The sequence below is a fragment of the Vibrio sp. 1F263 genome (genome assembly GCF_041439035.1).
GTDB lineage: Bacteria > Pseudomonadota > Gammaproteobacteria > Enterobacterales > Vibrionaceae > Vibrio > Vibrio tasmaniensis_A.
This window is the reverse complement of record NZ_JBGONI010000008.1, coordinates 88,413-102,282: the sequence shown is the minus strand read 5'-3', so window position 1 is coordinate 102,282 and position 13,870 is coordinate 88,413. Positions and strand designations below refer to the sequence as shown.

The following is a 13,870-nucleotide window of genomic DNA, read 5'->3' as shown; positions in this document are numbered from 1 at the left end:
ATTCAGACAACAGATAAAACTAAAAGTTGGCATACAAACAACAAATTTTCCAACTCGCTGTTTATGTTAATTAACCATTAACTTGTATTAACGAGATCATTAACTGTTTCGTTAGCTTATTAGCCTTTTAATTAACTCATTAAAAGCGGACCAAGCGGGCGGCCACCAACCAAATGCATGTGAATATGGTAAACCTCTTGGCCACCGTGAGAATTGCAGTTCACAATAAGACGATAGCCATCTTCTGCAATGCCTTCTTCTTTTGCTAACTTACGAGCAACAGTAAACATACGTCCCATCATTGCTTCATCTTCCGTTTCAACATCATTCGTTGTTGGAATCAGCTTGTTAGGAATAATTAGAATATGACTAGGAGCACGAGGGTTAATATCGCGAAATGCGGTTACTAAATCGTCTTGGTATAGCAAATCAGCTGGAATTTCTTTATTGATGATCTTACTAAAAATGGTTTCTTCAGCCATGTGTCTCTCCGATAAAACATTTATTTTTTAATGCTTTGAGTATGCGCTATGCCGCATCAAACCACAATAAACCTGCTTTAAAGCATAATAAAAAACACCGTTCAAATCAAAAAAAACACGCCTTATCTCTCAAGAACGGCATATTGGCTAGGACAAAGGGCTATTTTTGACGTGTGCGTCATAAAATGCGTAAGCCGAGCTCAATAGAATCCTGATAATTTTGTTAGTTTTGTTTTGACCTGGTATTAGGTCCACATTTATTTAGGGAGAAAGTCATGAAGGGATCTGTGATCAAGCGTATGTACGCTGGTTTCGCACTGATCATCATCATGTTCGCAGTCACGATAACCATCATGATGAGCAGCATGAATCAGATACATAGCAATTTTGAGAGCGTCTCAAAAGTCTCATTGCCGCTGGTTGCGCTTTCAAACCAAACAAGTGTCCAATTACTTTCCGCTGACAAGTCATTTAAAGACTTCTTAACCACACAAAATTCTGAGCGTATGTCTGCAATGCGTACTGAGTTTGCTGCATCACAAAACGCTTTTTCTGAAGTTCTAGGTAGCCTAGAAACAGCAAGCCAAGACAATATCTCACTCACTGAGCGCATCACGCAATTAAGAGCAATGGAAGAACGTTACTTCACCGAAGCAGATGAAGCGATGAACAACTACATAGCTATGTTTGAGGCGCAAGAGCAAGTACAAAAAGCATCACGTGATTTCCAACGCTTACATTCAGAATTGACCGTTGGCATGAAAGAGTACGTTGCCGACCAAAAAAGCATCTCTGTAAAAGTGATGGCAAAGAGCTACTTTATTAAACTACAAGACGCCGAGGTGATTACCTCTGATGCACTAGCAAGTTCTGATGTTGCCTTCGTACAAAAAGCCGTCAACCAAAACAAAAAGGCCGTTACCCACCTAAACTACGCGTACCGTGGCTTAGCGACACAATTGCCTGCGATAAAAAATGTTTTCGATGAATCGGTTAAAAACTTCACCAAAGACGTGGGACAAAAAGGCGGTGTTTTAGATAAGCATAATAATTATCTTAAAGCGAAAGAAGCCTTGTACATCAACATTGCTAATCTAGCCGTTGAGGTCGACCGAGCAATGGCGGTACTGGATTCTTTCAACGTCACAGCGGAAGAGCAACTCAACTCATCATTAGCAGATGCGAGCAGCATCTACGACAAAGGTCTATTCAAAGCGATTGCAATTGGCATTGTTGTCACCGTATTCGCTGCAGCAATTGGTTACCACATTGCACATAGTGTAAGAGAGCCACTAACGCGCATCCTCGGTACATTAGAAGGCCTGACTGAAGGAGATATGACTCAGCGTATCGATATTCGATACGACAACGAATTCAGCCGAGTAAGCCGTCACATCAATACCTTAGCCGACAACCTGCACAATATTCTGGTGAAACTGAATGACGCTTCAGATGACCTAACCAATACTGCAAGCGTAAACCAAAAAACCTCTTCTGAGACACAGGCTCAATTGAACAGCCAGCGTGAACAAACAGCAACTGTCGCAACGGCAATGACACAAATGTCTCACTCTGTACAAGAAGTAGCAAACAGCGCACAAAGCTCATTAACTATGGTTCAACAAGTAGAATCGGCTTCTGAATCAGGTCGTCAGGTCATGAACACCAACATCAGTACCATTAATCAACTTGAGGTGCGCCTGACTGAATCCGTGGGTGCTGTAGGCGAGCTACAACAAATGAGTAGCCAGATTGGCTCTATCCTCGATGTTATTCGTGGTATTGCAGATCAAACCAACCTACTTGCACTCAACGCAGCAATCGAAGCCGCGCGTGCAGGTGAACAAGGCCGTGGATTTGCAGTCGTTGCCGATGAAGTCCGAGTGCTAGCGCAGAAGACCACTCAATCAACCTCTGAAATCGAGACCATGATCAGCAACCTGCAATCAAGTTCTAAAACAGCAAGCAATGTGATTGAAAGCTGCATGAGCGATATGGACATGTCGGTTGAACAAGCTTCAAGTGCTAATAGTGCTATGGAAGAAATTCAGGCATTGATTCTAGAAATCAGTCGAATGAGTACGCACATTTCTCAAGCCGCGGCTGAGCAGAGTGAAACTTCGGGTGATATCGCGCGTAACATTGAAGACATCAACCAGATTGCTGATAAGAGTTATCAAGCGATGTCATCAATTGCAGAGGCAAGCCAAAACCTAACAATTCTGGCAAACCAGCAAGGCGATTTAGTTCATCAATTCAAGCTATAAGTAAACGAAGAACCAATAGATATTCACCTGAAATGTTGGGATATCTCACCCAATAGTGATAACTAATTGAACAAGGGCAACTTTTATCAAGGGTTGCCCTTGTTTTTTATGAGCTTTGTCATTATATGATTATAAAGGCTTGCTGCTTCCCGTTTTTCTTTCACCTTTATGAGCGAGCCGCTATTAAGGAATTTATATGGCTGTTCATGTTGGCATTATCGATCAAGACCCCATTCGGTTGATCACCCCACTACTCGACAACCGAACGATCAGCACTCACATCGTGTTCATCGGTGACAAAAATCAAATCAGTATCTATCAACGCTTAGACAGCGTTTTGCAGAAGCGTGATATTACGAGTGAATTTTTCGAGATTCCAACTATCGTAAACACTTCTGCAATTAAAGAATCGATCCAAAACCTTGCTGAAGACTTAAAAGCTCGGGGACAAGAAGTGAAGCTCAACGCAAGTTGTGGCCTTCGTCACCGCCTACTGTCTGTCTACGAAGTATTTCGTACTTACCACTGGCCAATCTTTGTTGTTGAACCAAACAGTGACAAACTGTGCTGGCTTTACCCGAATGGTAAAGAAGACGCACAAGTTCAAGACCGCATCACTATCGATGACTACTTAACGGTATTCGGTGCTCGTGGTGAATTCAGCGATGTACAACTGTCTCCGCAACTTGACCAAAAACTGTATGAACTGGGTGAGCGTTGGGCAAGTAACGCATTAGAATTAGGCCCAGGTCTTGCTACATTGAACTACCTTGCAACAACCTGCCGTAAAGAACAGAGGCTTGATGTGGGCTTGTCTGAGAAGCAACAAGGTTATCGCGAGCTGAACATGCTGTTGAGCGATTTGGTTGAAGCTAAGATTGCCACTTATGACAATGGTATTTTGACGTTTGCCAATGAAGACGCGCGACGCTTCTCAAACGGCGAATGGCTTGAAACATTGGTTCATAGCACCGTTAAGCAGATCCAAGATGACATGCCGACCATTCAAGATCGCTCTTTGAATGTTCAGGTTTATCGTCAGCTCGGTGAGCGCGAAGTTCGTAATGAGCTTGATGTTGCTTCTGTAGTGAACAATAAGCTGCACATCATCGAGTGTAAGACCAAAGGTATGCGAGATGATGGCGATGATACCTTGTACAAGCTGGAATCGCTCAGAGACCTGCTAGGTGGCCTACAGGCCCGTGCAATGTTGGTGAGCTTCCGCCCTCTTCGTCATAATGACATCACACGAGCAGAAGATCTTGGCCTAGCATTGATTGGCCCTGACGAATTAAAAGATCTTAAAACACATCTCGCGGCATGGTTTACCGCTGCCGGTGGTGATGAAGATTTAGAGTGCTAATTTAAGAAACTCGAACATATCGAATTCTCAAAAAACAAAAAGGCGAATGACCGCTTAAGTCACTCGCCTTTTTTGTACCCGTAACGATTATGCCAATCGTAGTAAATGACTTATATCCACTACCCCGCCCGTATTGACAAGGTCTAAACTTTACAGCATCTAGATGTTCACAAGGTTTAGAGCTCACAAGGTCTGCGTTTGCAAAGTCTAAAGCTCGTAAGGTAAAAAGCTCAAAGGACTTGTAAACACGCAAAAAAATGGCCACATCATTCGATGTGGCCATTTTCAAAATTTGAAGTCGTTTTAAGACTTAAAGCACTTGAAAACTTAAAGCATTTTACGAGCAGCTTCTACAACCACTTTGATTGAGCGCGCTTCCGTTACTTTTAGTGTCTCGTGATCAGGTATCTCTTTTTGAGTACGGTTGATGATCACACCAGCAACACAACCTGCTTTCAAACCAGAACTTGCACACATTGTTAGTAGCGTTGCAGATTCCATTTCGAAGTTAAGAACACCCATGTCTTGCCATTCTTGCATAGAACCTTGGAAACGCTTAACCACGCGACCAGAGAACGTGTCGTAACGCTCTTGACCTGGGTAGAAAGTGTCACTTGAAGCGGTTACGCCCATGTGAACTGCTGCGCCTGATTCTTCAACTGCTGCTTTCATTGCTGTAGCAACTTCGAAGTCAGCAACTGCTGGAAACTCCATAGGAGCGAAGTGCAGGCTAGCGCCGTCTAGACGAACAGAACCCGTAGAAACAATCATGTCACCCACGTTTACGTGAGGTTGAATCGCACCAGTAGTCCCAACACGTAGGAAAGTACGAACGCCAAGCTGAGCAAGCTCTTCAACTGCGATAGAAGTAGATGGGCCGCCGATACCTGTTGAACATACAACAACTGGCTTACCGTCTAGCTCTGCGCGGTAAAGCGTGTATTCACGGTGACTCGCAAGAAATACGGGATTCTCCATCTCTTCTGCAATTTTTTGCACACGAGCAGGATCACCAGGAATGATCGCAAGAGTAGCACCGTTAAGATCTGCTTCAGTAACACCTAAGTGGAAAACAGCTTGAGACATAGTTCGCTCCTTTTGGCTTATTGGGCTTTTTACCCTTATTTAAGCTCATAGTAAATTCGTGGGGTACGAACACACTCTAACCAAGCTCATAATGAAATGAAGTGACGAACATCACACCAATGATCGCAACAACATTTCAGGTTTCACGAAAAACCGATTGGCATCACAAAAATAAGCAATCCGAACGGCTGCGTTGCATACTAATGAGACAAAAAGCGCCTTTAACGTATGACCGCTAAAGGCGCTTTTATGCGAGATGCTTTTTATATAAGACGCTTTTAAAATTAAGAGCGTCTATGTCTGAGAGCTGAACTTAATCCGATTTAGACTTGAATCGAAGCAGGCGTAGTGCGTTCAGTGTCACCAGTGCTGTCGCGCCACTATCTGCAAGAACGGCAACCCAAAGCCCGGTAATACCAAGCAAACTGGTCACCAAGAACACACCTTTCAAACCGAGCGCTAGTGCTACGTTTTGACGAATGTTATTCATAGTCGCTTGCGACAATTCAATCATCGCGGGCAGCTCAGTTAAACGGTTGTGAGTCAGTGCTGAATCTGCCGTTTCAAGCGCAACATCAGTACCTCCCCCCATAGCAATACCTACATTCGCCGTTTTCATTGCTGGCGCATCGTTGATGCCATCACCGACCATAGCAACGTGTGACTGTTGAGATAACTCTTCAACATAAGACACCTTGTCACTTGGAAGCAGGCTCGCTTTATATTGCATACCAATTTTGCTGCTGATCGCGGCCGCACTGCGCGGGTTATCACCAGTAAGCATGATTGATTGAATACCCAAGTCATTAAGTCGTTCAATCGCAAGCTTAGCGTCACTACGTAACGTATCTTGCCAAGCAATCAAACCAATCACAGTCGTAGCTTGTTCTGTTGACTCTTCTAGATCTTTAAGCTCAAGAGCAACCACAACCGTCTTGCCCTCGCCTTCCAATGCTTCTACCTGAGAAACCACATCGGGTCCAAGAGCAAACGTGACTTTAGACGGTGATAAAACCTGATACTTAACACCATCGACATCGCCTTCAACACCGCTACCAATGAGCGCTTTCTTGTTGTGTGACTCAGGGATCTCAACATTCAGCTCTTTAACTTTAGCGACAAGCGATTGCGCCAAAGGATGAGTCGAACCAACTTCAATCGCCCCAACTACACGAAGCATCGCGTCTTGTTTCCAACCTGATAGAGGTTGAATATCCGTAACCTGAGGCTTACCTTCAGTCAGCGTACCTGTCTTATCAAAGGCAATCGTTTGAATTTTCCCTAACTGCTCTAGTGCCGCGCCGCCTTTAATTAATGCGCCACGTTTCGCCGCTGCTGCTAAACCAGAAGTAATTGCAGCAGGTGTCGAGATAACCAACGCACACGGACAAGCAATCAACAATAGAGCTAGACCTCGGTAAACCCAGGTTTCCCAAGGCTGCGCGAACAGCAATGGTGGGGTGATGATGACCAACAGAGCCACCAACATCATTAACGGTGTATACCAGCGGCTAAACTTATCGAGGAAACGTTCAAGCGGTGCTTTACGAGATTCTGCTTCTTCAATCAAGTGAAGAATACGGTCGATCGCATTCTCACCCTGTTTTGACGTGATGGTGATGCGAACGACTTTATCGACCACCACAGCACCAGCCATGATGCTGTTGCCTGCTATATGTTCGACAGGAACAGACTCACCCGTTAGCGCACTTTCATCAAAGCTCGCAGCGTCGGTAATAAGTTGACCATCAGCAGGTAAACGAGAACCCGCCGCCACTTCAATCACGTCACCAGGAGCAAGTTCACTTACTGCAACGTCAACACGGTCGCCGTTGATAATCTTAGTGGCATTTTCTGGCACCAATGCCATTAAGGCTTGAACACCACTTCTTGCTCTTGATGAAGCAAATGCCTCTAGACGCTCACCAATCAAAAACAGTAACAGAACCATCGCAGCTTCAGCGGTTTCGCCAAGGTATAAAGCACCGAGCGCGGCAACACTCATTAAGGTTTCGATTGCAAACGGCGTACCTGAACGTGCCAACTGAACTGCTTTCTTGGCCACTGGATACAAACCAAGCAAACAGGTTACGGTAAACAAACCTTCACTTAGTTGAGGAGAAGTACTTTTCAACAGTACTGCGAAGAGCATTGCGGCTGCAATCGCTATAATTTGTAAATTAGGTTGGATATGAGCTTGCCAAAAAGTCTCGGGGTGCTGTTTTTCTTTTTTAGAACCAACTTCCGAAAGAGGGAAGCCCGTTTTGATAGAGACCTGTTCAATGGTGTCGGCAAGACTTTCATTGTCGAATTTCACAACTAGCTTTTCGGTGGCAAAGAGAACTTTGGCTTGAATAACACCTTCAATGTTACTAACGGCTTTCTCTATTTTTTTAGCACAAGCTGGGCAGTCCATTCCTGAGACCAACCAACTTTTAGAAAATTGGGCATTTAAAGTTTGAGTAGAGGACTGACTGTCTTCTTCTCCACTGTCTGAACCACAACAATCATCTCCTGACGATGAAGACGCAGTAGCAGAAGAGCTGCAACATGAAGATGAAGTACCTGCTGCGGTAATGCTTGAAATTTTAGGGCTAGAGCAACTTGCTCCAGTCGCTTGTGGTTGAACGTCCACTTTTGTTGAGCGGCACGCTGCGTGTTTTGCGCACATAATGTATCTCCTTAATACTCAAAAGCCTTGAGGTTATTGCTCACTCATGAGCAACAGAACCTTAAGTACAACAAAAGTATAAACCTTGGAGACTACTCCAAGGTCAAGAACAAATTGTCCAAGACCAAGAAGAAATTTACAAACCAACTAATCTATATTGGAGTGTCGCTGTTATTGCGACTTGAGCTCTTTACACTCTTCTCTGTTCGCCGATACATCATCAATAAGAACGGCATCATGTGAACAGAATGGTTGTGTATTCAAGCTGACTATCGACACATCGTCTTCTACAGGATCAACTTGGGAACCTTGCATAAGCTCGGCAATATGATAGCGAAGCACTAGGGTACCGAGTATTCCGAACAAAACATTGCCCAAGGCTTGCCCATACAGCACACCCAATGCGCCATACCATTGCGAGCCTAAGTAAACGAACGGCAATGTACCGAGAGTGGCTTTACCCAGATTCAGTGCTGTCGAGTAAAGCGGTTTACCTAAGTTATTAAAAGATGTGTTGGCAACAAACAGTGCGCCGTTGAAGGTGAAGGTTAACGCCACATAGGTACAGAATGCGGCAACAATAATTGCAGCATCACCTTGTAGGCTAAAGCCTTGGATCACATAGTCTTGGACAAAGTATAAGAGAATACAAACGGCGATGGTGTACGCCGTAGTAACCAACAATGAGTTGTTGAGTGTTTCTTTTACTCTGTCCATTCGTTCTGCACCAAAATTTTGCCCAATAATAGGGCCCACAGCGCCAGACAAAGCAAAGATAACCGCAAAACAAACCGGCGTCAGACGACCTATCACAGCAAAGCCCGCGACAAAATCCTCTCCGTATTGTGCAATCCCCGTCGTTACAATCGCATTGCCGATAGGAGTTGCGGTATTGGTGATAATAGCAGGCAGCGCAATAGCCAATATTGGTCGAATATTAATGCGCCATTGTACAAGAGAAGGGGGAGCCACCAGCTGGTGACTGCGAATCAAAGGGTAAAGCGAGAAAAAGAGCACCGAAAAACGAGCAAAGACAGAAGCGATAGCCGCCCCTTCAATGTTCCAACCAAAACCAAAAATAAACAAAGGGTCGAGAATCGCATTAACAATGCCGCCCGACAAGGTCGCCCACATCGAACGTTTGGCATCCCCCGCGGCTCTCAAGCCTGCACCCGCAGCCATCGCTAGCGCTAGAAATGGCCCGCTTGGCAATAAGATCTGCAGGTAAGCTTGCGCCCGCTCTGCGGCAACCCCCTTTGCACCAATCGCAGCAAGTAGCTCTGGGATATAGGCGAACATCACCGCAATAATCGTCAAACTGATGACAAAAGCAGTCAGCATAATACTCGTGGCGAGGTTTCGAGCGTGTTCTTGATTCTTTGAACCAATAGCTTTGGAAACCAACGCACCCATAGCAATAGAAGTACCGATCGAAACGGAGGTAGAGAAAAATGTCAGTGTGCCTGCAAAACCAACAGCCGCGGCCAATTCGACTTGTCCCAACATACTGATGAACAACATATCGAGTAAATCGACCACGAATAACGCCATCAAACCAACAGAGCCAGCCCCCGACATCACCAATATGTGGCGCATCGTTGAACCTTCTACAAACTTCGCAGTTTGATTTGACATGAAACCTCCAAAAGTTGGAACGCCACAAAATAAAGCTCTATAAGCTAGTCAGCCACAAACTAGGGATCTACAAAAAAGATCCACCAAGAAAAGCTCTACAAAGAAAAAAGGCGCTAGTGCGCCTTTTCAATTGAGGGTATTGAGAAAAATAATCGTTCTTAACACACCACTATACATGATGTTTAAAACTATACCTGATGTTTAAAGCATTCATCTAAGTTCTTGCCGATTGCTCTCAAAACATCGGTTCGAGTAATCATACCCACTAGCTTTTTGTTATCGAGTACCGGATAAGCTTTGGGTTTTCCAACTTGCATCATATCTGCCAATTCAATAATGGATAACTCAGGTGATACCGAGAGAACTTCTTGGTACATACAATCACCTACAATATGCGTGTCTTGGCAGAAATAGCTCACCTTCACTAACTTCTCGAGTAAATCTTGTTCAGAAAGGAAACCAATCACTTGTTCATTATCATCAATGACTGGACCACCCATATGATGGCTGCGCATTACTCTGTCTAACGCGAGACTTAACGGCATATCAGGAGTGAATGTCACAACCTGCGGCGTCATGTAATCTTTCACTTTAATAGAATGCATTGCGTTCTCCCTAAAATACGTTTTGTTATCGATTTTTCTATCGTGTTACCTTAATTGTTGTCTAAAATCTTGATTTTACTAAATGGATTTCAACAATTTTATTGATAGGCAAAACCTACCAAAGCAAAAAACGAGGTAACAAAAGGCTTGCACGCATGCCTATGAAGCAAAAATTTAAACACCGCTTACAAACTCTTACCTTTGATTCCTCCCATAAGCTAGCCTGAATACATAAATACTGTAACCTTCATCACACTAATAATAAAAAGCTCAACTTAGGTAATTTATGCAACACGACAACAACATGTACGCGTATGTTTATGCAGACAACGAAGGTACAGAGAACACACTTATCGCTACTGTCGACAACCAAGAAAAGCCCCTAATCTCAAGCTGTTTTAATGAGATAAAGCGCATGTCTAACTTAGCTATTGATCTTGCAGCAGAACACAACTTGAAAGTGAAACTGGTTAAATACGGAAGAGAACAAGAGATCGACTTCGGCCTATTCCTAAAATAGCGCACTCATAACGCATGTCTTGTTCGGCAAGCTTAAGCAGCATGGTCAACAGCACAGAACACCGTTGAATAACATGTTATGAGTAGGCAATCACCTTGACAATGATTGCCTACTTAATTCAACAGCGAATACCGACCACGGTAAATATACGAAAAAGGCCAGCATTCGCTGACCTTCTCATTCACGATTTCAATCGCTATACGTTATTTGCTAGCTCTTAACGACTGGCTAGTAGCTACTAACGAGTGCAATAGGCTTCCCACATACGCGCTGCCTTTGAGTAAGCTTCAGCCTTATCGTGCGTTTCTGCGAATAAAATCGCCGTCATACTATCCACAACACTATTCGCCATCAGCTCCATCTCATCTTCCGGTGTACCCAGTACACATTCAGAAGGTAGAGGCAGCTCAGCATTCATCGTGCCTTCCCAGTAGAAAGATTCCACCTTTTCAGGAGAACTCATCCAGACAGTTTGACTTACCTTGGGGTTGTATTCTGATTCGCCATTCATGCCTTTAAATGAAATCACCGAGTGGGATTTATTGCCAATCACATGCTCAACTTCTGCATGAAGCTGTGGGAATCCAGGGTGAAAGCTGCCACGTAAACCTAGGCGACCACCGCCAGGGTTTAGTGCACGAACAACCGTGTTGATAGGCGTTCGTAAACCATAACGATGTTTCCAACCAATCATCGTTTGAGCTTGTGGGGCGAAGTTCGCTAAAGGTAAGTAAGCAATACCATCGGCTTCTAGGATCTGCTTTGCGTCTTGCGGATCTTGCGCGCTGCGAACGCCGACACATTCTAAATGCGTTTCGGCATGCGTACGACCACTTGGTTTGTCCATGTAGCCATGCATTAATACTTTATAGCCGTTGTCAGCTAGAATTTTTGCTGCCAACAAGTTCCAAGGTTTTCCGCTGGCGTTATCGTTACGCTTACCTGCATAACACGGCCAATCGATATCAGCACCTAAGTCTGGCACTCGAGATTGAAACGCTTTTACAAAGCCTGCGATTTCTTCATTGGTTTCATTCTGCACACGAATCAACATCAGTAGCATAGCCATTTGGTCGTCACCGACCTCTCCGCTTAAATACTCATCCATGATGCGGTAGGCTTGTTCGAACGACAAAGGCTTACGACCTCTTTCCCCTCGTCCAACTGTACGAATACACTCTAAAATACTACTCATTGATTGTTTATTCTCTTCCGTTGATATCAATAAAATTCGAATACGTTTTCGATTCTATGACACCCGCAGTTCATTGCAAAGCGATTCAGGTGCTAGCGTGCTAATTACCAATACACTGATTGGTATTCTAAAAGTAAACTTACTGGTGTAAAATTAGAGTATGCAATGCTAACCGCGACATATTGAGTAATATCCAGATGACGGTAAAAAAAACACTAAGCCAAAGAAAACGCGAATCTATCGTGGCCGCTGCCATCGCAGAGTTTACCGAGCATGGCTATAAAGCCACCAGCATGGATAAAATATCGAGCCGCGCGGAAGTATCAAAGCGCACGGTTTACAATCACTTTGCGAGTAAAGAACTGCTACTGGATGAGATTTTAGACAGCATTTGGAGCAAAACACTCGCAGCGACTCAGTTCCCCTATCAAGCCGAACAACCGCTAGATGAACAACTTACCTCTATAGCCAACCAAGAACTTGAGCTTCTCGAGTCTGAAGGTTTCATCGACTTATCTCGCGTACTGTTCTCTGAATATTTTCATAACGCAGAACTCGCGCATCAAGCGATGGAAAAATATTCTCAAGCAGAAAGCGGCCTGACGACTTGGATCAAAGCGGCATTGGCTGATGGGCGTTTGGTTGAACTCGACCCATTGTTTGCATCCACTCAGTTTATCGCCCTGCTGAAATCTTTTGCATTTTGGCCACAGATCATTGGTCATGCGCCCTCTCCTGATAAGCAGCACAAGCAAATAATCATTAATTCCAGCGTCGAGATGTTCCTTAAACAGTACCAAGCGTAATAAAAGTTGAGCTCTGCTAAGTTTTGTTGGGTTTAATTAGAGATGCGTAAACGAGTGATGTATCATGCGCTCGTTCTACGCTTTCCTGTTTAGCGGTTGCAGAATGTGATTCATACCAACCTTAATTCGGACACAAAGACCAATATTCCATGCCAAAGTTGATAAGCAAAATTTGGGTACATGCTTTTATGCTATTCGCTATGTTAGTGGCCACCGTCAGTGTGGACAGTATCGCGAACGCCAATGCTATGCAGGTAACTCAAAATCTATCAACCTTATCGCTGAACACCGATTCCTCATTCGACACCAGTGACTCATTCCCATATTCCAGCGCGCAACCCAATGTAGAACACCACTGCTGTGGCTCTGTATGCTTACTTAAAATGCCACCGTTGATTGTGTCAGAGTCTTTTGATACCCAAATTGGTTCATTGGCTTTGATCGAGAAAGAGCCTTCACACAAGGCAATCATGTCGCCACAAGCTCCTTATCGCCCTCCTATTTCTTAATTGTTTGTCCCTGTTTGGCAACGCTTGCCAACGTATTACTAATACAGCTCTATCGCTGTAAACAATGACATCCAAATTTAGAAAATAACACATGAAAAAGCTATTTAGCCTATTCGCAGCTCTGATCATGAGCGCTTCAATTAATGCCGCTCAGTTTGAAGAAGGTACTCACTACAAGATCCTCGACGTAGCGAAAGCAGATAAACCCGTCGTTACCGAGTTCTTCTCGTTTTACTGCCCTCATTGCTACAAATTTGAAGGCGTCATTGAGTTCCTTAAACAAGATCTACCAGAGTCAGCAAGCTTTCAAAAAGTGCACGTAGCGTTTATGGGCAACGACATGGCTGTGCCTATGGCAAAAGCTTACGCGACCATGATTGCACTCGACGCTGAAGACAATATGGTTCCAGCAATGTTCGCCAAAATTCACGAGAAGCAACAGACTCCAAGAAACGAAGCGGAACTTCGCCAGATCTTCATTGATAACGGTATCGATGCGAAGAAGTTTGATGCGGCCTACAACGGTTTCGCAGTTAACTCAATGCAGAAGCGTTTTGATAAGCAGTTTGATGCGAGCACATTAACTGGCGTTCCAGGCGTATTAGTTAACAACAAATACATCGTAAAACCGGATCAAATCAAGAGCTACGAAGAGTACAACCAGCTGGTAAATTACCTCCTAACGCTTTAATCAAAAGCAATAATCTTTAAAACCTCAAAAGCCAGTGACC

At 44.2% G+C, this 13,870-nt stretch carries 12 protein-coding genes; 6 read left to right on the top strand and 6 right to left on the bottom strand.

The features are described 5' to 3' along the window. Window positions 1-131: 131 nt before the first annotated feature. On the bottom strand, window positions 132-482 hold the full coding sequence (gene hinT, locus ACED25_RS07870) for a purine nucleoside phosphoramidase (protein ID WP_012604413.1): 351 nt from the start codon (window positions 480-482) through the stop codon (window positions 132-134). Between the two features lie 275 nt (window positions 483-757). Here hinT and ACED25_RS07865 point away from each other — a divergent pair, with 275 nt between their 5' ends. Together ACED25_RS07865 and ACED25_RS07860 are read left to right on the top strand one after the other, a co-directional pair. Further along, a complete protein-coding gene (locus ACED25_RS07865) occupies window positions 758-2,749 on the top strand; it encodes a methyl-accepting chemotaxis protein (RefSeq protein ID WP_371695036.1) in 1,992 nt (663 codons plus the stop codon). Window positions 2,750-2,945: 196 nt separating this feature from the next. Further along, complete coding sequence (locus tag ACED25_RS07860) at window positions 2,946-4,112, top strand: DUF1887 family protein (RefSeq protein WP_009847162.1); 1,167 nt, start codon at window positions 2,946-2,948, stop codon at window positions 4,110-4,112. 327 nt (window positions 4,113-4,439) lie between these two features. Here the strand turns inward: ACED25_RS07860 and udp are convergent, their stop codons facing one another. The 4 genes from udp to ACED25_RS07840 form a co-directional block, all read right to left on the bottom strand. After that, a complete protein-coding gene (gene udp / locus ACED25_RS07855; RefSeq protein WP_009847163.1) occupies window positions 4,440-5,198 on the bottom strand; it encodes a uridine phosphorylase in 759 nt (252 codons plus the stop codon). A 313-nt stretch (window positions 5,199-5,511) separates the two neighbouring features. Continuing rightward, window positions 5,512-7,869, bottom strand: a complete 2,358-nt coding sequence (locus tag ACED25_RS07850; protein ID WP_371695035.1) for a zinc/cadmium/mercury/lead-transporting ATPase — start codon at window positions 7,867-7,869, stop codon at window positions 5,512-5,514. 171 nt (window positions 7,870-8,040) lie between these two features. After that, window positions 8,041-9,504, bottom strand: coding sequence for an MATE family efflux transporter (locus ACED25_RS07845; RefSeq protein ID WP_371695034.1), 1,464 nt, complete (start codon window positions 9,502-9,504; stop codon window positions 8,041-8,043). 188 nt (window positions 9,505-9,692) lie between these two features. Further along, window positions 9,693-10,109, bottom strand: coding sequence for a CBS domain-containing protein (locus tag ACED25_RS07840; protein WP_009847166.1), 417 nt, complete (start codon window positions 10,107-10,109; stop codon window positions 9,693-9,695). Window positions 10,110-10,395: 286 nt separating this feature from the next. Here ACED25_RS07840 and ACED25_RS07835 point away from each other — a divergent pair, with 286 nt between their 5' ends. Then, window positions 10,396-10,629, top strand: a complete 234-nt coding sequence (locus ACED25_RS07835; protein ID WP_012604416.1) for a hypothetical protein — start codon at window positions 10,396-10,398, stop codon at window positions 10,627-10,629. 238 nt (window positions 10,630-10,867) lie between these two features. Here the strand turns inward: ACED25_RS07835 and ACED25_RS07830 are convergent, their stop codons facing one another. Then, window positions 10,868-11,854: a glycosyl transferase family protein gene (locus ACED25_RS07830; protein WP_371695033.1), complete on the bottom strand. Its 987-nt coding sequence runs from the start codon at window positions 11,852-11,854 to the stop codon at window positions 10,868-10,870. A 167-nt stretch (window positions 11,855-12,021) separates the two neighbouring features. On the opposite strand from ACED25_RS07830, the gene ACED25_RS07825 reads away from it, so the two are divergent. The 3 genes from ACED25_RS07825 to ACED25_RS07815 all read left to right on the top strand — a co-directional run bounded on the left by ACED25_RS07825 (window position 12,022) and on the right by ACED25_RS07815 (window position 13,830). Continuing rightward, entirely contained in the window at window positions 12,022-12,630 is a 609-nt protein-coding gene (locus ACED25_RS07825; protein WP_009847169.1) for a TetR/AcrR family transcriptional regulator, read from the top strand. Window positions 12,631-12,779: 149 nt separating this feature from the next. Continuing rightward, complete coding sequence (locus tag ACED25_RS07820) at window positions 12,780-13,139, top strand: hypothetical protein (RefSeq protein ID WP_012604418.1); 360 nt, start codon at window positions 12,780-12,782, stop codon at window positions 13,137-13,139. A 91-nt stretch (window positions 13,140-13,230) separates the two neighbouring features. Beyond that, window positions 13,231-13,830: a thiol:disulfide interchange protein DsbA/DsbL gene (locus tag ACED25_RS07815; RefSeq protein ID WP_009847171.1), complete on the top strand. Its 600-nt coding sequence runs from the start codon at window positions 13,231-13,233 to the stop codon at window positions 13,828-13,830. Window positions 13,831-13,870: the final 40 nt, after the last annotated feature.

What these genes read in the sequence shown, in the direction of transcription:
- ACED25_RS07820 (WP_012604418.1), top strand. Translation starts at nt 12,780, where the DNA reads ATGCCAAAGTTGATAAGCAAAATTTGGGTACATGCTTTTATGCTATTC.
- ACED25_RS07815 (WP_009847171.1), top strand. Translation starts at nt 13,231, where the DNA reads ATGAAAAAGCTATTTAGCCTATTCGCAGCTCTGATCATGAGCGCTTCA.
- hinT (WP_012604413.1), bottom strand. Translation starts at nt 482, where the DNA reads ATGGCTGAAGAAACCATTTTTAGTAAGATCATCAATAAAGAAATTCCA.
- udp (WP_009847163.1), bottom strand. Translation starts at nt 5,198, where the DNA reads ATGTCTCAAGCTGTTTTCCACTTAGGTGTTACTGAAGCAGATCTTAAC.
- ACED25_RS07845 (WP_371695034.1), bottom strand. Translation starts at nt 9,504, where the DNA reads ATGTCAAATCAAACTGCGAAGTTTGTAGAAGGTTCAACGATGCGCCAC.
- ACED25_RS07865 (WP_371695036.1), top strand. Translation starts at nt 758, where the DNA reads ATGAAGGGATCTGTGATCAAGCGTATGTACGCTGGTTTCGCACTGATC.
- ACED25_RS07850 (WP_371695035.1), bottom strand. Translation starts at nt 7,869, where the DNA reads ATGTGCGCAAAACACGCAGCGTGCCGCTCAACAAAAGTGGACGTTCAA.
- ACED25_RS07840 (WP_009847166.1), bottom strand. Translation starts at nt 10,109, where the DNA reads ATGCATTCTATTAAAGTGAAAGATTACATGACGCCGCAGGTTGTGACA.
- ACED25_RS07860 (WP_009847162.1), top strand. Translation starts at nt 2,946, where the DNA reads ATGGCTGTTCATGTTGGCATTATCGATCAAGACCCCATTCGGTTGATC.
- ACED25_RS07825 (WP_009847169.1), top strand. Translation starts at nt 12,022, where the DNA reads ATGACGGTAAAAAAAACACTAAGCCAAAGAAAACGCGAATCTATCGTG.
- ACED25_RS07835 (WP_012604416.1), top strand. Translation starts at nt 10,396, where the DNA reads ATGCAACACGACAACAACATGTACGCGTATGTTTATGCAGACAACGAA.